18 protein-coding genes are annotated in these 21749 nt (G+C 63.5%); 9 read left to right on the forward strand and 9 right to left on the reverse strand.

What is annotated here, in order from left to right; all coding sequences use genetic code 11:
* Nucleotides 1-82: 82 nt before the first annotated feature.
* Genes KF794_10040 through KF794_10055 form a run of 4 tightly spaced genes read left to right on the forward strand, consistent with a single transcriptional unit; the run spans nucleotide 83 to nucleotide 2762 of the window.
* Nucleotides 83-322, forward strand: coding sequence for an Lrp/AsnC ligand binding domain-containing protein (locus KF794_10040; protein QYK44131.1), 240 nt, complete (start codon nucleotides 83-85; stop codon nucleotides 320-322).
* A complete protein-coding gene (locus KF794_10045) occupies nucleotides 322-891 on the forward strand; it encodes an ABC transporter substrate-binding protein (GenBank protein QYK44132.1) in 570 nt (189 codons plus the stop codon). The genes KF794_10040 and KF794_10045 overlap by 1 nt, the downstream gene beginning before the upstream one ends.
* Nucleotides 892-894: 3 nt before the next feature.
* Nucleotides 895-1650 (forward strand): ABC transporter ATP-binding protein, encoded by a 756-nt coding sequence (locus KF794_10050; GenBank protein QYK44133.1) that lies wholly within the window; start codon nucleotides 895-897, stop codon nucleotides 1648-1650.
* Nucleotides 1647-2762 (forward strand): ABC transporter permease, encoded by a 1116-nt coding sequence (locus KF794_10055; protein ID QYK44134.1) that lies wholly within the window; start codon nucleotides 1647-1649, stop codon nucleotides 2760-2762. The genes KF794_10050 and KF794_10055 overlap by 4 nt, the downstream gene beginning before the upstream one ends.
* Nucleotide 2763: 1 nt before the next feature.
* On the opposite strand, the gene KF794_10060 is transcribed toward KF794_10055, so the two are convergent.
* From KF794_10060 to KF794_10095, 8 genes are all read right to left on the reverse strand, one after another.
* The gene (locus KF794_10060) at nucleotides 2764-3693 is read right to left on the reverse strand and encodes a DMT family transporter (GenBank protein ID QYK44135.1); all 930 of its coding nucleotides are present in this window, start codon (nucleotides 3691-3693) and stop codon (nucleotides 2764-2766) included.
* Between the two features lie 9 nt (nucleotides 3694-3702).
* On the reverse strand, nucleotides 3703-6009 hold the full coding sequence (locus KF794_10065; protein ID QYK44136.1) for a xanthine dehydrogenase family protein molybdopterin-binding subunit: 2307 nt from the start codon (nucleotides 6007-6009) through the stop codon (nucleotides 3703-3705).
* Between the two features lie 14 nt (nucleotides 6010-6023).
* The gene (locus tag KF794_10070) at nucleotides 6024-9179 is read right to left on the reverse strand and encodes a multidrug efflux RND transporter permease subunit (protein QYK44137.1); all 3156 of its coding nucleotides are present in this window, start codon (nucleotides 9177-9179) and stop codon (nucleotides 6024-6026) included.
* Between the two features lie 14 nt (nucleotides 9180-9193).
* A complete protein-coding gene (locus KF794_10075) occupies nucleotides 9194-10369 on the reverse strand; it encodes an efflux RND transporter periplasmic adaptor subunit (GenBank protein QYK44138.1) in 1176 nt (391 codons plus the stop codon).
* A gap of 82 nt (nucleotides 10370-10451) precedes the next feature.
* On the reverse strand, nucleotides 10452-12002 hold the full coding sequence (murJ, locus tag KF794_10080; protein ID QYK44139.1) for a murein biosynthesis integral membrane protein MurJ: 1551 nt from the start codon (nucleotides 12000-12002) through the stop codon (nucleotides 10452-10454).
* A 19-nt stretch (nucleotides 12003-12021) separates the two neighbouring features.
* Entirely contained in the window at nucleotides 12022-13155 is a 1134-nt protein-coding gene (locus KF794_10085) for a DegT/DnrJ/EryC1/StrS aminotransferase family protein (protein ID QYK46664.1), read from the reverse strand.
* Between the two features lie 32 nt (nucleotides 13156-13187).
* Entirely contained in the window at nucleotides 13188-14183 is a 996-nt protein-coding gene (locus KF794_10090; protein ID QYK44140.1) for a Gfo/Idh/MocA family oxidoreductase, read from the reverse strand.
* A 112-nt stretch (nucleotides 14184-14295) separates the two neighbouring features.
* A complete protein-coding gene (locus tag KF794_10095; protein ID QYK44141.1) occupies nucleotides 14296-15051 on the reverse strand; it encodes a transaldolase in 756 nt (251 codons plus the stop codon).
* 132 nt (nucleotides 15052-15183) lie between these two features.
* Between KF794_10095 and KF794_10100 the strand changes: the two genes are divergently transcribed.
* Together KF794_10100 and waaC are read left to right on the forward strand one after the other, a co-directional pair.
* Nucleotides 15184-16260 (forward strand): glycosyltransferase family 4 protein, encoded by a 1077-nt coding sequence (locus KF794_10100; GenBank protein QYK44142.1) that lies wholly within the window; start codon nucleotides 15184-15186, stop codon nucleotides 16258-16260.
* Complete coding sequence (gene waaC, locus KF794_10105) at nucleotides 16260-17222, forward strand: lipopolysaccharide heptosyltransferase I (protein ID QYK44143.1); 963 nt, start codon at nucleotides 16260-16262, stop codon at nucleotides 17220-17222. The genes KF794_10100 and waaC overlap by 1 nt, the downstream gene beginning before the upstream one ends.
* Here waaC and waaF read toward each other — a convergent pair.
* Entirely contained in the window at nucleotides 17219-18247 is a 1029-nt protein-coding gene (gene waaF, locus KF794_10110) for a lipopolysaccharide heptosyltransferase II (protein ID QYK44144.1), read from the reverse strand. The two genes, waaC and waaF, sit on opposite strands and share 4 nt — an antisense overlap.
* 147 nt (nucleotides 18248-18394) lie before the next feature.
* Between waaF and galE the strand changes: the two genes are divergently transcribed.
* The 3 genes from galE (at nucleotide 18395) to galU (ending at nucleotide 21748) form a co-directional block, all read left to right on the forward strand.
* Nucleotides 18395-19387 (forward strand): UDP-glucose 4-epimerase GalE, encoded by a 993-nt coding sequence (galE, locus tag KF794_10115; GenBank protein ID QYK44145.1) that lies wholly within the window; start codon nucleotides 18395-18397, stop codon nucleotides 19385-19387.
* 75 nt (nucleotides 19388-19462) lie between these two features.
* Nucleotides 19463-20773 (forward strand): UDP-glucose/GDP-mannose dehydrogenase family protein, encoded by a 1311-nt coding sequence (locus KF794_10120; GenBank protein QYK44146.1) that lies wholly within the window; start codon nucleotides 19463-19465, stop codon nucleotides 20771-20773.
* A 90-nt stretch (nucleotides 20774-20863) separates the two neighbouring features.
* Nucleotides 20864-21748 carry a UTP--glucose-1-phosphate uridylyltransferase GalU gene (gene galU / locus KF794_10125; GenBank protein ID QYK44147.1) on the forward strand — a complete coding sequence of 295 codons (885 nt, stop codon included), beginning with the start codon at nucleotides 20864-20866 and terminating at the stop codon, nucleotides 21746-21748.
* The last annotated feature ends 1 nt before the right edge of the window (nucleotide 21749 follow it).

Below are 21749 nucleotides of genomic sequence, written 5' to 3' on the forward strand. Positions count from 1 at the left end.
GCGTGACGCGGCGCATTGTTGCGGGGGACGCTGCAAACGTGCCAGAAACAGCGAAACCAGTGCAGCAGCCGGAGCAGCCCGGATGATTCCGTTCTTCGTGCAGATCAAATGTAAGCTCGGCAAATCCTACGAGGTCGCGAACGCACTCGCGGACTCCGAGATCGCCTCCGAGATTTACTCCACCGCCGGCGAATTCGATCTGCTCGCAAAATTCTACGTGGACGAAGGCACCGATATCGGCCACTTCGTGAACGAGAAAGTGCAGGTGGTTCCCGGAATTCAGGACACCCGCACCATCATCACGTTCAAAGCCTTCGGCTGATGCGGCTACGCATACTCCTCGCCGCCGCACTGCTCGCGCTGTTCGTGCAGCCTGCGAAAACGGAAGAGTTGCAGGATTTCGTCGATCGCCTGCTCGAAGCATCGCAGGACGCAGTCGCGCCCGGCGCGAACCATGCGCAGCACTGCCAGAAAATTCTTGCTTCGTCTTATGACATTACCGGCATGGCACGCAGCATCGCCGGCGATGCGTGGAACAAGGCTTCGCCCGCCGAGCGCAATGCTTTCCGCGCCGCTTTCGAGAAGTCGACGATTACCGGCTGCTCGCGCCTGCTTGGCATCGAACAAGGTGTTGCGCTCGCGCATATCGGCAACCGCGATGCGCAGGGCGGCGACAAGCTGGTCGGCATCCGCGTGATCTCGCCGGAGAAAGGCGAGCGCACCTGGATCTGGCGCGTGCGCGGCGCGGATGGAAAATTCCACGTCGTGGACGTAGTGGTGGACGGGCGCAGCCTCGTCGCGGGCGAACGCGCCGACGTCGCGCGCGTGATCGAGCAGGCAGGCGGCGAACTCTCCGCCGCGACCAGCTATCTCCAGCAGCGGGTACGATAGCGAATGACGACCGCTGCGCCGCTGATGACCTTCGAGGATGTCGGCCACCAGTTCGACGACGGCCGTATCGTGGCGCTGCGCAACGTGAACATCGCATTCGCACCGGGACAGTCGGTCGCGATCATCGGGCCGAGCGGAAGCGGCAAGTCCACGCTCATTCATCTGATGTGCGGCATCCGTACGCCTTCGCAAGGCGTCATTCGCTGGCAGGGCCGCCCAGTCGCGACGCCAAAGGAGTGGAGCGACCTGCGCCGCCGCGATGTCGGCATCGTGTTTCAGGAGTTCAACCTGTTTCCGACACTGACGGCTGCCGAGAATGTTGAGATGTCGCTGTTCGGCAGCGGTCTCTCAAGTGCCGAACGTGCCGCGCGCGTGAAGACCGCGCTCGCGGATGTCGGCCTCGCGCACCGCGAAACCCACCTGCCCCACGAACTCTCCGGCGGCGAGCGTCAGCGCGTCGCAATCGCGCGCAGCATCGTGAATGCGCCCGCGATGCTGCTCGCCGACGAACCTACCGGCAATCTCGACAGCGCCAATTCGGCCTCGATCATGAAGCTGCTGTTCGACCTGCACGAACGGCGCGGCGTCACGCTCGTCATGGTGACGCATGACCGCTCTCTCGCCGCGCAATGCGCGCGGATCATCGAAATCCGCGACGGGCGGCTCGCAAGCGAAACCGGCGCGGGCGCACCAGTTGCGAAAGCAGCGGCGAAAAAACCCGCGGCAAGATCAGCGGCAAAGAAGGCGCGCAAGAAATGAACCACGTTCAGCTCGCCGCCCGCAACCTTGCGCGCCGCCGCGTGCGCTCGATCCTGACGCTGCTCGGCGTCGGCTTCGCCGTCGGCAGCTTCATCACGCTCTACGGGCTATCGCGCAGCGTGCATGAGAACGCGCAGGCCAGCCTCGACGAGCGCGGCGCGCATCTCACCATCGCGCGGCGCGGCTCCGGCGAATTGTTCGGCGGCACCATCCCGGAAAATCTCGGACCGAAATTCGCGGTCATTCAGGGCGTCGAAGCCGTGACCGGCGAACTCGTTTCGCTCGCGCCGGTCGAGCGCAACAACCACGCCCTTGTCATCGGCTGGCCGGACGACAGCTTCTTCTGGAAGAACATGCCGCTCCAGAGCGGCCGCATCCCGAACAAGGGCGAGCGCAAGGTCGCGGTGCTTGGCGACGCCGTCGCCGCCGTGCTGAACAAGAAGGTCGGCGACAAGATCGAGATGCTGGAGTCGCAATTCACTATCGTCGGCATCTCGCGCTATGCCTCGGTCATCAACCGTAACGGCGTGGTCGTGCCACTTGCCGACTTGCAGGAACTGACCTTCAAGGACGGTATCGTGACCCTGTTCCACGTCCGCCTGAAACAGAGCGATCCCGCCGCCATCGAGCGCGCACGGCAGGAAATCCAGAAAGCCGGCAACGTCAGCGTATCCACTACCGAGAACGCGCTCAGGAATGATCGTTTCGTCGGCCTGCTACGCGCCGTCTCGGCCACGATGGCGTGGGTGTCGCTGCTGATGGGCGTGCTGATGGTGCTGAATACATTGCTGATGGCGGTGCTGGAGCGCACGCGCGAAATCGGCATCATGTCGTCGATCGGCTGGTCGCAGCAGCGCATTATGATGGCGCTGATGATCGAGGGATTGATCCTCTCCATTCTCGGCAGTGCGGTAGGCGTGGTGCTCGGCATCGGCGGTGCGAAATTGCTGAACGCCATTCCCGCCATCGGCAATTTCATTTCGGTCGATCTGACCTTCGGCCTCGTGGCGATGACAGTATTCGCCGCGATCCTGCTCGGAATCCTGGGGTCGATCTATCCGGCATGGGTCGCGACCCGGCAAAGCCCGGCGGCTGCGCTCGAACACACCTGAGTTATTCGACCGGCGGTCCCGCGGGCGGCACCTGCGCTTCCTTGGCGCGGCTGCGGTCGATGCCAAGCTGGCGTTCGCGGTAGATCACGAACAGCCCCGCCGCGATCACGATGCACGCGCCGATCCAGATGAAGCGGTCGGGCAATTCGGCGAACATGAAATAGCCGAGCACCACCGACCAGATCATCGCAGTGTAGGAAAACGGCGCGACCACCGACGCAGGCGCGTGGCGATAGGATTCCGTCAGCAGGATTTGCGCAAAGCCACCGAACACGCCGATGCCGAGCAGCGCGAGCGCGTCGCCGCCGGACGGCAAAACCCAGCCCCACGGCAACGAGAGCAGCCCTGCCACGCTCGCCACCGCCTGAAACGAGAACACCAGCGACGCGGTGGTCTCGACCTTCGACATGGCGCGCACTTGCGTCATCGCCGCCGCGGTGAAGAACGCGCCGAGCAGCGTCAGGATCGCGCCTTCCGCTGCACGGCTGGTGAAATCGGTCAGACTGAGATGCGGCGCCAGCATCACCATCACGCCGATGAACCCGACGATGACCGCGCCCCAGCGCCACATGCGCACCGCTTCGCCGAGGAAAATCGCCGCCAACGCGACATTGATCAACGGCGTCGCGAAGCCGATGGCGGTGGCATCCGCGAGCGGCAGCCGGGTCAGGCCGAGAAACAGGAACACCATCGCGGTGATGCCGGTCAGCGCGCGCAGAACATGCTTGCGCGGGTATTTGAACTTCACCGCCGACGATATTTCCCGCCGCCATGCCAGCACGGCGAACAGGGGCAGCAGCGCGAGGAACGAACGCGCGAACACGACCTCGCCGGTCGGCACGCGCACATCGACGTAGCGGATCAGCGCGCCCATCAGCGTAAAAAGAAAAGTCGCGCCCGTTTGCAGCGCGATACCGAGAAATACGTTCATCGCGCAGTCTCAGCCGCGGTTCGCGTTCTGGATGGTGCGCCAGATCTTCTGCGGCGTCGCCGGCATGTCGATATGCGTAATGCCGTAGCCGCGATGCAGCGCATCAACGATTGCATTCATAACCGCGCCACAGGAGCCGATCGCGCCCGCCTCGCCCGCACCCTTCACACCGAGCGGATTGGTCGTGCACGGCACGTTCTTCGTCTCGAACGAATAGAACGGCACGTCGCTCGCGCGCGGCAGCGCATAATCCATCAGCGACGCGGAGACGAGCTGGCCGCTTTCGTCATAGACTGTGTCTTCCATCACCGCCTGACCGATGCCCTGACCGATGCCGCCGTGCACCTGTCCTTCGAGCAGCAGCGGATTCAGCGACACGCCGAAATCATCCACCACGACATAGTTCTGGAATTCGAGCGCGCCGGTTTCGGGATCGATCTCGACTTCGCAGACGTGCGTGCCGTTCGGATAGGTCGGCGCAGGCGGCATGAAATTCTTTTCCATACCCGAAAGCTGCTCGGTGGAAACGCCCGGCTTCGACGCCAGCTCGGCGAAGGAAAGCGCACGGTTCGTCCCCTTCACGCGAACGAGGCCGTCCGCCACTTCGATTTCCTCTTCCTTCGCTTCGAGATGCTGCGCCGCCAGCGCCTTCAGCGAGGTGACGAGCTTCGCGGTCGCGCGCGACACGGCGTTGCCGCCGGTCGGCATCGAACGCGAGCCGACCGTACCGCCGCCGCGCACCTGATCGCTGTCGCCGGTGATCACGGTGACCTTCTCCAGCGGCAACCCGGTCTGGTCGTGAACGAGCTGCGCGAAGGTGGTCGCGTGCCCCTGCCCGTTCGATTGGGTTCCGATGAAAACGGTGACGCTGCCATCGGTTTCGAGGCGCACCGTCGAGTTCTCCGGCGCGGTCTGTCCGCAGGCTTCGATGTAGGAAGCCATGCCATAACCGCGCAGCTTGCCTTCCGCTCTGGATTTCGCGAGCCGCGCCTCGAACGAACCGATACCTGCCGCCTGCAAGGCACGCTCCAGATGCGCACTGAAATCGCCGCTATCGTAGGTGCGGCCCGTCGCGGTCTTGTAGGGCATGTTTTCTTTTGCGACGAAATTGAGCTTGCGGATTTCGGCCGGGTCTTTCTTCAGCGCGAGCGCAACCGCATCCGCCAGACGTTCGATGAGATAGGCCGCTTCCGGGCGGCCAGCGCCGCGATAGGCGTCCACCGGCACGGTATGCGTCCACACCGCGCGCACCAGCGCGTACACGACCGGAATGTCGTAGACGCCCGGCGACATTGTCGCGCCGAGATAGGGAATGTAGGGCGCGACTTCGGAATAATAAGCGCCCATGTTGGCGATGGTTTCGACCCGCATGGCGAGGAACCTGCCGCGCTCGTCGGTCGCCATTTCCGCGACCGAAACATGGTCCCGGCCCTGATTGTCGCCGATGAAATGCTCGCTGCGGTCAGCGATCCACGCGACCGGCGCATTCAGCTTCTCGGCCGCAAGCGCGCTCAGCACATACTCGCGGTACGCCGGCGCTTTCGTGCCGAAGCCGCCGCCGACATCGTGGGTCAGCACGCGCAGCCTCTTCGGTTCGATCTTCATGATCCCGCACACGCTGTTGTGGATCATGTTCGCGCCCTGGCTCGATACCGTCATCGTGTAGCGGCCATCGTCGCCATAGGAGACGACGACGCCGCGCGTCTCCATGAAGTTCGTCACCAGGCGCTGGTTGACGATCTCGATTTTCACGACATGCGCGGCCTTGGCAAAAGCGGCGTCCGCCGCTTCCTTGTCGCCCACCTTCGCGGTGTAGGCGTTGTTGCGCGCGCGGTCCGGCCAGACCAGCGGCGCGCCGTCTTCGGTGGCGGCGCGGGTACCGACCGCCGCCGGAAGCGGGTCGTATTCCACATCGATCAGGTCGAGTGCATTGCGCGCATGCAGCACGGTGTCGGCCACCACGAAAGCGATGGCGTCGCCGACATGACGCACCGTATCGCTGCACAACACTTCGTAAGGCGGCACGTAAGCCGACTTCTCGCCGATAGGCTGGAGAAACGCAGCGGCGCGGCATTGCAGATGCGCGAAGTGCTGCACGTCTTCCGCGGTCAATATCAGTTTCACGCCGGGAGCAGCGCGTGCGGCGGAAAGATCGGCAATGCGAAATTTCGCATGTGCGTGCGGCGAGCGCAGCACCACCGCTCGGAACGCTCCCTCCGGAATACAGTCCGCCACGAAGCGGCCCTGCCCCGTGATCAACACCGGGTCTTCGAGACGGGGATGCGGCTGGCCTGAACCGAATTGCAGCGGACGCATGAGAACTCCGGAGCTTAACGCTTCGCCGGCGCGGTCTTAGCCGGCGGCTCGGCCTTGCGCGCACCGATGCGGCGCGCGACCACATAGAAGATCGGCGTGAAGATCAGGCCGAAGATGGTGACGCCGATCATGCCGAAGAACACTGCCGTACCGAGCGCCTGCCGCAATTCCGCGCCGGCGCCGCTCGCGGTGACGAGCGGCAACACGCCGAGAATGAAGGCGAGCGAAGTCATCACGATAGGCCGCAGCCGTAGCCGCGCGGCTTCGACTGCCGCGTGCCACACATCCTTGCCCTCGTCCTCGATCTGCTTCGCGAACTCGACGATGAGGATCGCGTTCTTGGAAGCGAGTGCGATCAGCACGATGAACCCGACCTGCGTCAGGATGTTGTTATCCTGCCCTCGCAACACCACGCCGACGATGGCCGCGATCACGCACATCGGCACGATCAGGATGACCGCGAGCGGCAACCGCAGGCTTTCGAATTGCGCGGCCAGCACGAGGAACACGAACACGACCGCCAGCAGGAATGCGAAGATCGCTGTATTCCCCGCCCGCAACTGCTGGAACGCAAGCGTGGTCCATTCATACGAATAGCCCGGCGGCAAGGTTTCCGCCGCCAGCTTCTGCATGATCTCGATCGCCTGTCCCTGGCTGTAGCCCGGCGCGGCGGCACCATCCAGTTCGGCCGCCGGATAGAGATTGTAGCGCGGGATGCGATACGGGCCGGATTTGTTGGTCACCGTCGTGAACGAGCCGAGCGGCACGGTTTGCCCCTGCGCGTTACGCACGCGAATTTTCAAAACGTCATCCGGGTCGAGACGATCCTGCGCTTCCGCCTGCGCCATCACGCGGAACGTGCGCCCGAACAGGTTGAAGTCGTTGACGTAGGCCGAGCCGATATAGATCTGCAACGCGGAGAAGACGTCGGTGATATTGATGCCGAGCAACTGCGCCTTCTGCCGGTCGATATCGAGATAGAGCTGCGGCGTCTGGTTCTCGAACAGCGAGAACACCTGCGACACACCTGCCGTCTGCGCCGCACGGCCCATCATCGCATAGACGACGCCCTGCAACGCAGCAGGCCCCTGTCCCGTGCGATCCTGAATCATCATGCGGAAGCCGCCCGCATTGCCGATGCCCTGCACCGGCGGCGGCTGAATGACGAGCACGAGACCTTCCTGGATGCTAGAGAGCTTCTGGAACAACTGCGCCTGAATCGAAGCCGCGGATTTGTTGGGGTCGCCGCCGCGTTTCGCGAATGGCTCCAACACCACGAACACCGCGCCAGCGTTCGGCGCCACCGTGAAGGTCGCGCCGGAGAAACCGACGATGTTGACGGCGTTGATACCTGGAATACTGCGGGCAATCGCCGTCACGCGTTTCATGACTTCGTCGGTACGCGACAATGCCGCGCCTGCCGGAAGCTGAACCGCGACGATCAGATAGCCACGATCCTGCTGCGGAATGAATCCCTGTGGCGTGCGGATGAACTGGAACATGCCGAACACGATCACGCCCACATAGACGATGAGCATGACGGCGATCATACGCAACGAACGCGACACGAAAGCGTTGTAGCGCGACGCAAACCAGTCGAAGGCACGATTGAAGCCGCCGAAGAATTTCCGGATCGGAATTGCCAGTCCTTTCGGCTCCTCCTTGCTGTGCGGCTTCAACAGCAGCGCGCACATCGCGGGTGAGAGCGTCAACGAGACAAGCAGCGAAATGAACGTCGCACTGATGATGGTCAGCGCGAACTGGCGGTAGAACTGACCGGAAATGCCGGTAATGAACGCTGCCGGCACGAACACTGCCGTCAACACCAGCGCGATCGCCACCAGCGCCGCGCCGACTTCGTCCATCGACTTGAATGCCGCTTCCTTCGGCGGCATCCCCGCTTCGATATTTCGCTCGACATTCTCGACAACGACGATGGCGTCGTCCACGACAATGCCGATCGCCAGCACCAGCCCGAACAGCGTCAGATTGTTGATGGTGAACCCGAACATCGTCATCAGGAAGAACGTGCCAATCAGCGAAATCGGAATCGCCAGAATCGGGATGACCGCCGCGCGCCATGTCTGCAGGAACAGAATCACGACCAGCACGACCAGCACGACGGCTTCGATGATGGTCTGCACCACCGCGCTGACCGACTCCGAGATGAACTGTGTCGGGTCGTAAATGATGTCGTAGGTCACGCCTGCCGGAAGGCGCTGGCCAAGCTCCTGCATCGTCTTGCGGATGGCGTTGGCGGTTTGCAGCGCGTTCGAACCGGGCCGCTGGAAAATCGCGAGCGCCACCGCTTCGTATTCGTTCAGATACGAGTTCGAACCGTAATCCTGTGCGGCAAGCTCGATGCGCGCGACATCCTTCAAGAGCACGTTCGCGTTCGTGGTGGTTTTCACCACGATATTGGCGAACTCGTCCGGGTTCGCGAGACGCCCCTGAGTCGTCACCGCAATCTGGAACGCACGATTGGATTGCACCGGCGGCTGGTTCAGCACGCCGGAAGCCACTTGCACGTTCTGGCGCTGTAGCGCGGCCACGACGTCGTTGGCGGTCAGGCCGAGCGTTTGCAGACGGCCCGGATCGAGCCATACCCGCATCGAATAATCACGCTGACCGAAGATCGTGATCGAACCGACGCCATCGACGCGCGTCAGCACGTCCTTGATCTCAAGGTTGGCGTAGTTGGAGATGAACAGCGAGTCGCGCGAGCGGTCGGGCGAATAGAGATGCACGATAAGCATCAGGTCGGGCGACGACTTCGTCACCGTGACACCGATGTTGCGCACGTCGCCCGGTAGGCGCGGACTGGCGATCGCCACGCGGTTCTGCACCTGTACCTGCGCCTGATCGAGATTGACGCCGATGTCGAAGGTTACGGAGATGGTGAAACGGCCGTCTGCGGTCGCATTCGACGACATGTAGAGCATGCCCTCGACGCCGTTGATCTGCTCCTCGATGGGCGCAACGACAGTCTGCGCCACCACCTCGGCATTTGCGCCCGGATACTGGCCGGACACGTTGATGACCGGCGGCGCGATCTCAGGATACTGCGCGACCGGAAGACGCGTGAACGCCACCGCGCCGAGGATCACGATGATGATCGAAACGACCGACGCGAAGATCGGCCGGTTGATGAAGAAATGCGGAATGTTCACGGCGAACGCCTCGCTTACTTCTTCTCGCCGGCGGGAAGCGCAGGTTGCTCGCCTTCCTTCTGCGGCGTGACCTTCGTACCCGCACGCGCGCGCATCAGCCCGTTCACGATAACCAGATCGCTTTGTTCCAGGCCGGAGCGGATGACGCGCAGTGGTCCATGCAATACGCCGATCTCGACGTACTTCTGCTTGACCGTCCCGTCAGGATCAACGGTGAAAACGAACTTGCGAACCTGCTCCGTGCCGATTGCACTGTCGGGCACCAGCAGCGTTTCATATTTCGGCGAACCGGGGACGCGGATACGCGCAAACATACCCGGCGTGAACAGACTGTTCGTATTCGCGAACTGCGCACGGCCGCGGATCGTGCCCGACGTGCTGTCGATGGCGTTGTCGAGAAAGTCCACCTGGCCCTGATGCTTGAATTCCTTTTCGTCGAGCAGGCGCAGCTCCACCGCGATCTTGTTGTTGTACGCGCTGGTGCCTGCGGCAGCAGCAATGCGCTGGTAGCGCAGGTACGACGCTTCATCGAACGTGAATTCGAAACGGATCGGGTCGATGGAAACGATGGTCGCGAGTAGCGTGGTGCCGCCGGTCGTGCCCCCACTGACCAGGTTGCCCGGCGAAACGCGGCGATCACCGATGCGGCCCGATACCGGCGAGCGCAGTTCGGTGAACTCGAGATTAAGCTCGGCGGTCTTCACAGCCGCTTCGGCCGCCTGCAACGCGGCATCGGCTGCGCGCTTGGCGGAGAGCCGCTGATCGTAGAGCGCCTCGGCAATGGTCTTCTGCTGGATCAGCGTCTCGGCACGCGCAAGATCGGCATTCGCGAGATCCGACTGCGACTTGGCACGGGCGAAATCGGCGCGCGCTTGCGCCAGCGCCGCCTGGAACGGACGCGGGTCGATGGTGAACAGGAGATCTCCGGCCTTTACGATCTGGCCGTCGGTGAAATGAATCTTGTCGAGATAGCCGGAAACCCGCGCGCGGATTTCCACCGACTCGATGGCGACGAAGCGCCCGACATACTCGTCACGGTCAATCACCTCCTGTTTCACAGGATTTGCGACCGTAACCGCCGGCGGCGGCGGCGCGGGCGGCTGGCTGGAGCCGCAACCGGAGAGCAGAAGGGCGAGAGACGCCAAAGAAAAAGAAAATGCGGCACCGAGGGCCGCGCGGGGACGGATCATGGATTAACTCGGGCAATGTGGATCGGGGCCGTACATACACCCCCGGGACCGGTTAGTCACATGCGCCGGGTGCATGGCAAAGTCAGTGACCAGCGCTATCCCCAGCGCCGCGCAGGAGGCTGCGCAGCCATTTCCGGCCGAGCAGCGCGAAAATCAGCGCCAGATAGGCGATCCCGCCGATACCAATCAGAATTAGCAAGAGTTTCTCGTCGCGCAGCGTCGTACCTGCGTGAAAGTACTGTACGAGCCAGCGGTGTGAGAAATAAAGCACTGCCCCAAGCACGATTCCCGCAACTGTCAGGAGCGCGGCATTCTTCAGAATGTCATCTCCCGGCTTCGCAAAGCCGTGACGCCGCGCGGCCCAAATGAGGAGCAGAAGGTTCAGCCACGCACCCGCTGCGGTTGCGAACGCAAGACCGACCTGCGCCAGCGGACCCATCAGCATGACTTTCAGCGCGATGTTGAGTGCGACCGCCAGCAGCGCGATCTTCACCGGCGTCGCGGTATCGCCCCGCGCATGGAACGGTGCGACGAAACTGCGCATCAATACGAACGGAACGAGTCCGGTTGCATAAGCCGCAAGCGTTTGTCCCGCCGCAGCCGCATCCGATGCCGTGAAGGCGCCACGCGCGAACAACGCACGCATGATGAGTTCGGGGATAATCAGCGAAGCTACGGCGCACGGCACCGCGAGCAGCAGCGCGAACTCGATGGCCTTGCCTTGCGAAGCGGCAGCGCCCTGCTCGTCGCCCGCCGCAAGACGCCGCGCCATTTCCGGCAACAGCACCGTGCCGACAGCGATCCCGACTACACCGATGGGAAGCTGGTGAATCCGGTCCGCGTAATAGAGCGCGGAAAGCGCGCCGGTCGGGAGAAAAGTCGCGATGATGGTGTCGGCGAACAATGCCAGTTGCACGCCGCCAGCACCGATGATCGCGGGGCCGAGCGCTTTCAGAAACTTCTTCGTGTTCTCGTCGAGCCTCGGCCGCTTAAAGCGAAGTCCGAACCCGTTGCGCTCGGCGTCGCCCGCGACCAGCAATACCTGCAACACGCCCGCGATCAGTACGCCCCATGCCGCGGCGTGGCCTGCGGTCGGAAACAGCGCGACGAGCAGCAACATCTGCACCATTGCGACGTTGAGCAGAATTGGCGCGGCGGCAGCGGACGCAAAACGGTTGTTCGCGTTCAGCGTGCCCGCGATCAGGCTCTCCAGCGAAATCAGCGCGAGATAGGGAAACGTGATCCGCGTCAGCGCAACCGCGAGATCGAAACGCGACGGATCGTTCGCAAGGCCCGGCGCAAGCAGCTTCACGACCTGCGGCGTGTAGAACAGCGCAATCGCCAGCAACACGACCTGCAAGAGAAACATCGCGCTCGCGAGACGATCGGCGAAGCTGCGCGCGGCGTCCTTGCCTTCCTTCTCGAGCGTCTGCGCATAACGCGGCACGAAGGCCGCCGCGAACGCGCCTTCCGCGAAGATCGCGCGAAAATGGTTCGGCAGGCGGAAAGCGACGAAGAAGGCGTCGGCAATCGGCCCCGCACCGAGGATCGCGGCCATGAAGATGTCGCGCACGAAGCCGGTGACGCGCGAAAGCAGCGTGAAACCGCCGACCGTGAAGAAGCGCCGGATCATGCCGCGCGCCTCGGGCTGTTCAGGAAAGCGACTCGCGCACCGCGGCGATCACGCGATCCTGCGTCGCCTCGTCCAGATACGGATGCATCGGCAGCGCGATCACGTCCGCGGAAATCCTGTCGGTCACGGGCAAGCCGTTCCCGGCAGCCGGGAAATCCCGGTACGCGGTCTGCCGGTGTACCGGCTTCGGATAGTAGATCGCGGTCGGCACGCCGCGTTTCTGCAACGCGGGTCCCAGCGCATCGCGGTTCGCGACTCGGATCGTGTACTGCGCCCATACCGAACCATAGCCTGCCGGCACTTCCGGAACGATAGCTACGTCCTTCAGGCCGGCCGCATAACGCGCGGCGACGCGGTTGCGGGCCTCGATTTCGTCGGGGAAAATCCTGAGCTTTTCCAGCAGCACTGCGGCCTGGATGGTGTCGAGGCGACCGGTGATGCCGATGCGGATGTTGTCGTATTTGTCGGTGCCCTGCCCGTGTACGCGCACCGAACGCAGCACATCCGCAAGCTGGTCGTCGTCGGTGAAGATCGCGCCGCCATCGCCGTAGCAGCCGAGCGGCTTGGCCGGGAAGAAGCTGGTGGTGGTCGCGAGCGCCTGCGTGCCGACGCGCTTGCCCTTGTAGGTCGCGCCGAACGACTGCGCGGCGTCCGAGATCACGAACAGCCCTTCGCGCTTCGCAATCGCCGCCACCGCGTCGAGATCGGCCGGCTGGCCGAACAGATCGACCGGAATGATCGCTTTCGCGTTCAGCTTGCCGCGCTTCGTTTCCTTGATCGCCTGTTCAAGGCTGGCGAGGTCGATGTTGAAGGTCTTTTCGTCCACGTCGACGAAAACCGGCGTCGCGCCGACGATCACGACCGACTCCGCCGTCGCGCAGAACGTGAACGACGGACAGAACACCGCGTCACCCGGACCGACACCCTTCGCCATCAGCACCATGACCAGCGCATCGGTGCCGCTCGCGCAGGAGATCGTGTGCTTCGCGCCGCAGAACTTCGAAAGCTCCGCTTCCAGCTCGCGCACTTCCGGACCCATCACGAACTGACAATGGGTCAGCACCTTCGCGACTGCATCGTCGATCGCCGTGCCGAGACGGCGGCGCTGCGCGCCGATGTCGATGAACGGAATGGGAGTCGCGTCGGGACGCATCGGCTGATTCACGGGAGAAACTCTTTTTCTTCTTAACCGGCGACCTTGCGCGGGCCGCCGCGGCGAAACGCCGGATGCGGACCGGCGAGACAGCGCGTTGCGATCTCAAGGCTGGCGACACCCTCTTCGCCGGTGACGGCGGGCGTCTTCGCGGAACGCACGGCATCGCAGAACGCGGTGAGTTCGGCGCGCAGCGGTTCGGTGTGGCCGACCGAAAGATGGCGCATGCCGTAGCTGCCATCCTTCTGGAAGCCGAAACATTCGGTGACCGTGCGCGTCAGCAGGTCGCCCATGATGTATTTGTCGCGGGTCGCGACCTGCACGGTGCGCGCCTTGAACGGCGTCAGCCAGTTCGTGTTGATGTGCGCAAGCACGCCGTTGGCGGTGCGGAATTGCAGGAGCGCGATGTCTTCGCGCTCGGCGATCACGGAAGAAATCTGCGGCTGCACTTCCGCGATTTCGGATTCGGTGAACCAGCGGATCAGGTCGATGTCATGCACCGCGAGGTCGATCACCACGCCGACATCCGACATACGCGGCGGGAACGGGCCGACGCGAGTGATGCCGATGGAGAGAATTTCCTCGCCCGCGAGCGCCTGCTTGATCGCCTGCACCGCCGGGTTGAAGCGCTCGACATGGCCGACCATCAGCGTCACGCCGTTGCGCGCCGCGGCCGCGACCATCTCGCGTCCCTGCTCGACCGTGGTCGCGATTGGCTTCTCGACGAGGATGTGGACACCCGCTTCGATCAGGTCGAGCGCGACCTGATGATGAAGATGCGTAGGCGCGGCGACGATGACGGCTTCCACCTTGCGGTCGATCAGGTCGCGGTGGCTGGCGAGCGCTTCCGCTCCCTCCACCTGACCCGCCGCCTGCGCGGCGCGGCCAGCATCCGGATCGGCAACGCCGGCCAGTTCGACATTCGGCAGCTCGGCAAGAACGCGCGCGTGATTGCGCCCCATGACGCCGGCGCCCACGACGCCGACCCGCAACACCCGCTCGGATTGTCCGCTTTTTTCTTTTGCCACGGTGACTGCCCCCACCCGGTCCCCTGACCGGTATGGCTGCTTACCCCTCTCGCGGACCCGGCGGGAGGCCTGAAGCCTCACAAATCGTGTCCTAGGGTTACAGGGAGCGGCTTTACTCCGCGGCGGTGTGCCGCGCCTTCGCGGAAGGCAGGTCGAGGCCTGCAGCCAGCGTATCGTTCCGGAACGCCTTCACGCCGTCGAGCGCCAGTTCCGCCGGGCTGCGGGTGCCGAGTGCGGAGAGCTTTTTCAGAATATCGGCGGGGGCGGTGATGATGTGCGCGCCCATCTCGTCGGCCTCGATCACGTTCCACACTTCGCGGGTCGAGGCCCAAATCACTTCCACGTTCTTCGCTTCGTTGGCGAGCTTCACCGCGAGCTTCACCGCGGGTTGATAGTCGAGGCCGAAATCCGCGAGACGGCCCGCGAACACGGACGTGCAACCCGGCGCGCCGCCCGCGAGCGCTGCGGTCGCCTTCTCCACCTGCTCCTCGGTGAACAGCACCGTGACATTGATCTTCACGCCGTCCTGCGAGAGCGTGCGGATCGCGTCATAGAGCGTCTCGCCCTTCGTGTTGATGACGGGCAGCTTCACGTAGACATTCTTGCCCCAGGTGGTGATGAGACGCGCTTCCGCGATCATCGCGGGGATGTCGTCGGAAATCACCTCGAACGAAATGTGCCGGTCGGGCACGGCGGCCACCAGTTCGCGCGCATAGGCTTCGTAATCGGTGACGCCGGCCTTCTTCAGCAGCGACGGATTCGTGGTGAACCCGGCGATATGCTTCTGCTTCGCCATCTCGACGATCTGCGCCTTGTCAGCGCCGTCGGTGAACAGCTTGATTTTGAGCGAAGCGAGCGAACGGGACATATTGAATCCTCGGCGGGTTTCCTGAGCGGCCTCCGGGCCGGTTCCTTGGGGTAGCGGGGCGAACTTCCTTGCGCAGCGGCGCCCGATAAGGCTATTCGGGCCGCCTCGCCCGTCTATTTACCCGCCCGGACCATGCTTTCCAACGACGATCTGCACGCCCTCGAGGTCCTGCACCCGAACCTGCACAAACGCTATTCGGGCGTGACCACGACAATTCTGGCCGTCGCGCCACAGATGGCGAAACTGGCAAAGACCGCCCTCGTCGGCCGCTGGACCGCGCCGGGCGTTCCAAACATCTCCGTGCGCGATGTCTCGAAGCTGGGGAAAAGCATTCCGCCGACGCGCCCCTTCCGCATCTGGCACGCGCGCCGCAACAACGAGATGATTACCGGCCTGATGCTGCGCGCTATCTTCGGCCTCAAGTTCGGAATGGTATTCACGTCCGCTGCGCAGCGCCGCCACAAGAAATTATCGCGCTGGCTGATGAGCAAGATGGACGCAATCATCTGCCCTTCGCCCGACGCCGCTTCCTTTCTCGACTTCCCGGCCGAGATTGTTTTCCACGGCGTGGATGCCGAACGCTATCGTCCCGCGAAGGACCGCGACGCCGAATGGGCGGCGACCGGCCTCCCCGGCAAATACGGCATCGGCGTCTTCGGCCGCATCCGCAAGCAAAAGGGCACCGACCTTTTCATCGAAGCGATGTGTCGCCTGCTGCCGCGCTATCCGGATTTCACCGCCGTCGTGATCGGCCTCGCGACGCCGCAGGAGAAAGCCTACGAAAACGAACTCAAGCAAAAGGTGGAAGCAGCAGGCCTGAAGAACCGCGTCGTGTTTCTCGGCGAATTGCCGGAGAACGATGTGCCGGGCTGGTTCCGCAAACTCACCGTATTCGTCGGCCCGCAACGCAACGAAGGCTTCGGCCTCACCACATTGGAAGCGATGGCGAGCGAACTTGCCGTCGTTGCCACCAAGGCCGGCGCTGCACGCCACCTGATCGAGGAAAACGTCACCGGGCATCTGGTCGAGATCGAGGACGTGGATGCCCTCACCGCCCGCATCGGCGATCTCATGGCCGATCCGGTAAAGGCCGTCGCGTTTGGCAGAGCGGGCCGGCAGCGCGTGGTGGAGCGCTTCGCCATCGAGCGTGAAGCCGAAGGCATTTTCCGGGTATATGAGCGCGTCTGGAAAACGAAGAAGATGGCCTGATGCCCGAAATCCTTTTCATCAAGACGTCTTCGCTGGGCGACGTGATTCATCACATGCCCGCCGTCACCGATGCGCGGAAGCATTTCCCGAACGCGAAGATCGCGTGGATGGTGGAAGAAGCCTACGTTCCGCTCGCGAAACTGCATCCCGGCGTCAATGACGTGATTCCGGTCGCGGTACGCCGCTGGCGCAAGGCGATATTGAAACCCGCGACCTTCTCGAAGACATGGGGCGAAGTCAGCCGCCTCCGCGCGAAGCTGAAGCTGCGCCGCTTCGACAAGATCATCGACACGCAGGGTCTGCTGAAAACCGTGCTGCTCTCGAAATGGGCGCGCGGCGAACGTCACGGCTACGACAAGGATTCCATCCGCGAGCCGCTCGCGTCGCGCTTCTATCATGTGAAGCACGCGGTCAGCCGCGAACTGCACGCGGTGGATCGCAACCGCGCGCTCACTGCAGCCGCGCTCGGATATAAAGTGGAAGGAGGCCCCGATTACGGCATCGACCGCAAGCGCATCGCTCCGGTTTCGGATGCGCCATACGCGCTGCTCTTTCATGCCACCGCGCAGGAAAGAAAAGAGTGGCCGGAAGACCGCTGGATCGAGGTCGGCAAGATGCTGGAAGCACGCGGCATCACGCCGGTGCTGCCGTGGGGCAATGACCGCGAGAAGGCGCGCAGCGAACGCATAAAGGCTGCACTGAAGAATGCGCGCGTGCCGGATAAGGCGCCGCTCGGCGAAGTCGCGGGACTGATTGCAGGCGCGACGCTGGTCGCCGGTGTCGATACCGGATTGCTGCATCTCGCCGCCGCGCTGGAAGTACCATTGGTCGCGATCTTCGTCGCGACCAAACCCGGTCTTTCCGGCCCGGTCGGACGTGGGCCGCTGAAGGTTCTCGGCACCAGCGGCGAAGTGCCGGAAACGGCAGCCGTGCTCGATGCGATCGAAAGCCTGCCGCGTTAAACGCGCACTTCCTTCATCAACGCATCCGCAACGCGCTCCGGCGCGATGTCGCGCATGCACTTATGATGTTGCAGCGGGCAGACATACTCCCAGCAATACTGGCAATCGAGCAGCGGCTCGCGAAGAATGATCTCCGGCGCGGGATTGGCGAGCGCTAGCGCGGCATCGGGATCGGTCGGGCCGAAGATACCGAGCGCCTTCTTTCCAAGCGCGACCGCGATGTGCAGCAGGCCGGAGTCGTTCGCGAGCGTCGCTTCCGCTTCGTTCACCGCGATCACGCCGTCCGCCAGCGCAGCGCCGGTGAAATCGCACACGCCCGTATTCCCTTCCGCGATTTCCTTGCCGAAGGGTTTTTCTTCCGGCCCGCCGACCACCCAGACCTCGACGCCCTGCGCGGTAAGCCGCTTCGCCGCTTCCGCGAAATAGGATGGCGGCCAGCGCTTCGACTCTCCCGCCGAACCCGGCGCAAACACCACCGCGCGGTTGCCATCCACGATGTTCATGCGGGCGCGCCACTCGTCGCGCAGCTCAGCGGGTACGGCAAACTTCGGCTGCGGAAATTCCGGCAACGCTTCTCCGTTCGCGAACGCCAGCGAACAGGCTTGCGCGATGAAGGAGGCATCCTCCGGCAATTCTTTTCGCAGGCTGTTGACGAGCGGCCAGCGCCACTCGCCCCACACGCCGACGCGCTCCGGAATACCCGCGAGATACGGCGCAAGCGCCGCCTTCCATTTACGCGGCACGATCAGCGCGGTGCCGTAGCCTTCCGCGCGCAGCAGGTTCGCAAGCTCCCGGTTCTTGCCCCAGGCAACCTTCTTGCGCGGGATGTCGGAGAGCACCGCCTTGCGCACGCCCGGCATGAACTTCGTCAGCGGCGCTGTCAGCTTCGTTGCCAGCACATCGACCTGCCGCCCCGGAAAGCGCTCCGCAAGCACGGCGGCAAGCGGCTGGATGCGGACGAAATCGCCAATCCACATCAGCGGCACGATCAGGATCGGGCTGCGGTCGCCCTCGGTTTTCTTCATGGCCCTGTTTGGAAAAAGCGTGGCTGTCGCGCAAGTGTCATGGTGAGCAATCGGTAAATACGACAATACCGCAAAAACAGGGTCACCGTTTCAACGGACTTTAATAAACGGCTGTTATCCCGGCACCCGGAACAACGGGATTTCGGGATGGCCGTACTCGTCACGGGCGGCGCCGGTTACATCGGCAGCCACATGACCCTCGCGCTTTGCGACGCAGGCGAGGAAGTCGTCGTGCTCGACGACCTCTCGACCGGCGTCCGCGCCAATGTCGATCCCCGTGCGCGCCTTGTTCTCGGCGATGTCTCCGATCAGGCCCTCGTCCTGCGCCTGATCGCCGAACACGGCATCCGCGCGGTCGTGCATTTCGCGGCCAAGATCGTGGTGCCGGATTCGGTCGCCGACCCGCTAGATTATTATCTCGCGAACACCGTGAAGACCCGCGCGCTGCTTGCCGCCGTCACGGGCGCGCGTGTGCCGCACTTCGTGTTCTCGTCCACCGCCGCCGTGTACGGCAACGTCTCGCAGGAGCCGGTGAGCGAAACCATCGCTCCCGCGCCGGTCTCGCCCTATGGTGCGTCGAAGCTCATGTCCGAATGGATGCTGCGCGACAGCGCCGCCGCCTACGGCCTGAAGTATGTTGCGCTCCGCTATTTCAATGTCGCGGGTGCCGACCCGAAGGGCCGCTCCGGCCAGTCCACGCCGAACGCAACGCATCTCATCAAGGTCGCCTGCGAAACCGCGACCAGCAAGCGTAACGGCATGTCGGTCTACGGCACCGATTATCCGACCCGCGACGGCACCTGCATCCGCGACTATATCCATGTCAGCGATCTGGTGAGCGCGCACATGGATGCGCTTCGTTATCTGCGCGCAGGCGGTGACAGCGAAGTGATGAATTGCGGTTACGGCACCGGCTATTCGGTGCTGGAAGTACTGGACGCCGTGAAGCACGTCTCCGGCAAGGATTTTCCGGTCACGCTCGGCCCCGCCCGTGCGGGCGATCCGGCAGCCATCGTGGCGCGCGCCGATAAAATCCGCGCCGTGCTTGGCTGGCAGCCGAAGCTGGACGATTTGCAGACCATCGTCCGCCATGCGCTCGCGTGGGAAGCGAAAATCCCCGCAAAGTCGGCGGCCGCTTAACCCTTACTTTCAGCCGCCTTGCCGCGCCTCGGCCCGCCGTGGCACAAGCCTCTCCGCGTTCGCGGGGTAGAGTAAATGCATATCGTCATGATCGGCGCGGGATATGTGGGGCTGGTTTCCGGCACCTGCTTTGCCGATTTCGGACATACGGTGACATGCGTCGATACCGACGCCGCCAAGATCGACGCCCTGAAGAACGGCAGGATTCCGATCTTCGAGCCGGGCCTCGAAGATCTGGTTGCACGCAACGTGCGCGAAGGCCGCCTGCATTTCACCGGCAGCATCGAGGACGCGCTGAAGAACGCGGAAGTGGTGTTCATCGCGGTCGGCACGCCGTCGCGGCGCGGCGACGGCCATGCGGACATTTCCTATGTGCTGGAAGCCGCGCGCGACATTGCCCGCAATGCCACGGGCCCGCTGGTCGTCGTCACGAAATCGACTGTGCCGGTCGGCACCGGCGACGAAATTGAAAAGGTAATCGCCGCCGAGAAGCCGAAGGCTAAACTCTCCGTCGCGTCGAACCCTGAATTCCTGCGCGAGGGTGCGGCCATCGAGGATTTCAAGCGCCCCGACCGCATCGTGATCGGCACCAACGACGACGAAGCGCGCGAAGTCATGGCGGCGGTCTATCGTCCACTCAATCTGAATCAGGTGCCGATCCTGTTCACCGCGCGGCGCACCGCCGAACTCATCAAGTATGCGGCCAACGCATTCCTTGCGACCAAGATCACCTTCATCAACGAGATGGCGGACCTTGCCGAGAAGGTCGGCGCCAACGTGCAGGAAGTCGCGCGCGGTATCGGCCTCGACAACCGCATCGGCGGAAAGTTTCTCCATGCCGGTCCCGGCTATGGCGGTTCGTGCTTTCCGAAAGACACGCTCGCGCTGATCCGCACCGCGCGCGAGGCGGGCGCGCCAAGCCAGATCGTCGAGAGCGTGGTCGCCGTGAACGACGCGCGCAAGAAAGCGATGGCCGAGCGCGTGATCGCCGCCTGCGGCGGCAACGTGAAGGGCAAGACCGTCGCCGTGCTCGGCCTCGCCTTCAAGCCGAACACCGACGACATGCGCGACGCGCCGAGCCTCGCGATCATCCCCGCCTTGCAGGAAGCCGGTGCGAAAGTCCGCGCCCACGATCCCGAAAGCATGAAGCAGGCATCTGCCATGCTGAAGGATGTCGCCTTCGCGGAAGGTCCCTATGAGGCGGCAAATGGCGCCCATGCGCTGGTGATCATCACCGAGTGGGATGCTTACCGCGCGCTCGACCTCGACCGCATCAAATCCCTGCTGGCCGACCCCGTGGTGGTGGATATGCGCAACATCTACCGCCCCGCCGAAATGCTGGAAAAAGGCTTCCGCTACGTTTCCATAGGCCGCCCGCTGGGCTGACGCACGTTAGCCAAAGTCCGCTTCTAGATTTGCCAATCCCCGGCGGACACGGCAAAAGTCCGCCCGTTCCTGCCAGTGAAACGGATTTCCATGCCCCGCATCCGCAAGGCCGTGTTTCCCGTCGCCGGTCTCGGCACCCGCTTTCTGCCCGCCACCAAGGCGATGCCGAAGGAAATGCTGACCGTGGTGGATCGTCCGGTCATCCAGCATGTCGTGGACGAGGCGCGCGCGGCGGGCATCGAGCATTTCGTATTCGTCACCGGCCGCAACAAGGGCGCGATCGAGGATCACTTCGACCGCCAGACCGAACTCGAAGACACGCTGAAAGCGCGCGGCAAGAAGGCCGAGCTGGAAATCCTCGAAGCCGCGATGCTGCATGCGGGCGAAGCCAGCTTCACGCGCCAGCAATCGCCGCTCGGCCTCGGCCATGCGGTATGGTGCGCACGCGACATTATCGGCAACGAGCCGTTCGCCGTGCTGCTGCCGGACGTGCTGGTGCTCGCGAAACAAAGAGGCTGCCTCGCGCAGATGCTCGAAGTGCAGGCCGAGCTTGGCGATAAATCCAACCTGATCGCGGTCGAGGAAATTCCCGCCGACCAGACGCATCAATACGGCGTGGTCGGCATGGGCGCGAAGAAAGGCCGCGCGTTCGAGATTACGCAGATGGTCGAGAAGCCCGCGAAGGGCACTGCGCCGTCGAACAACATCGTCACGGGCCGCTATATTCTCCAGCCGGAAATCTTCGGCGTGCTGGAAAAGGGCGAGCGCGGCGCAGGCGGCGAAATCCAGTTGACCGACGCGATGATTACGCTCGCGAAGTCGCAGAAATTCTACGGCTACAATTTCGACGGAAGGACGTACGACTGCGGCTCGAAGCTCGGCTTCATCGCCGCCAACCTTGCCTTCGGCCTTGCGCGCGGAGACATCGCGCCCGCGTTGCGTGGCGAAATCGCGCGCATCACCGCGAAGTCGTGAC

Source organism: Xanthobacteraceae bacterium (assembly GCA_019454205.1).
GTDB lineage: Bacteria > Pseudomonadota > Alphaproteobacteria > Rhizobiales > Xanthobacteraceae.

Excerpts from the sequence above, each read along its gene's own strand:
- KF794_10045 (QYK44132.1), top strand. The coding sequence starts at position 322 with ATGCGGCTACGCATACTCCTCGCCGCCGCACTGCTCGCGCTGTTCGTG.
- KF794_10085 (QYK46664.1), bottom strand. The coding sequence starts at position 13,155 with ATGCGTCCCGACGCGACTCCCATTCCGTTCATCGACATCGGCGCGCAG.
- KF794_10050 (QYK44133.1), top strand. The coding sequence starts at position 895 with ATGACGACCGCTGCGCCGCTGATGACCTTCGAGGATGTCGGCCACCAG.
- waaC (QYK44143.1), top strand. The coding sequence starts at position 16,260 with ATGCCCGAAATCCTTTTCATCAAGACGTCTTCGCTGGGCGACGTGATT.
- murJ (QYK44139.1), bottom strand. The coding sequence starts at position 12,002 with ATGATCCGGCGCTTCTTCACGGTCGGCGGTTTCACGCTGCTTTCGCGC.
- KF794_10040 (QYK44131.1), top strand. The coding sequence starts at position 83 with ATGATTCCGTTCTTCGTGCAGATCAAATGTAAGCTCGGCAAATCCTAC.
- KF794_10075 (QYK44138.1), bottom strand. The coding sequence starts at position 10,369 with ATGATCCGTCCCCGCGCGGCCCTCGGTGCCGCATTTTCTTTTTCTTTG.
- waaF (QYK44144.1), bottom strand. The coding sequence starts at position 18,247 with ATGAAGAAAACCGAGGGCGACCGCAGCCCGATCCTGATCGTGCCGCTG.
- galU (QYK44147.1), top strand. The coding sequence starts at position 20,864 with ATGCCCCGCATCCGCAAGGCCGTGTTTCCCGTCGCCGGTCTCGGCACC.
- galE (QYK44145.1), top strand. The coding sequence starts at position 18,395 with ATGGCCGTACTCGTCACGGGCGGCGCCGGTTACATCGGCAGCCACATG.
- KF794_10065 (QYK44136.1), bottom strand. The coding sequence starts at position 6,009 with ATGCGTCCGCTGCAATTCGGTTCAGGCCAGCCGCATCCCCGTCTCGAA.
- KF794_10120 (QYK44146.1), top strand. The coding sequence starts at position 19,463 with ATGCATATCGTCATGATCGGCGCGGGATATGTGGGGCTGGTTTCCGGC.
- KF794_10095 (QYK44141.1), bottom strand. The coding sequence starts at position 15,051 with ATGTCCCGTTCGCTCGCTTCGCTCAAAATCAAGCTGTTCACCGACGGC.
- KF794_10055 (QYK44134.1), top strand. The coding sequence starts at position 1,647 with ATGAACCACGTTCAGCTCGCCGCCCGCAACCTTGCGCGCCGCCGCGTG.
- KF794_10100 (QYK44142.1), top strand. The coding sequence starts at position 15,184 with ATGCTTTCCAACGACGATCTGCACGCCCTCGAGGTCCTGCACCCGAAC.
- KF794_10060 (QYK44135.1), bottom strand. The coding sequence starts at position 3,693 with ATGAACGTATTTCTCGGTATCGCGCTGCAAACGGGCGCGACTTTTCTT.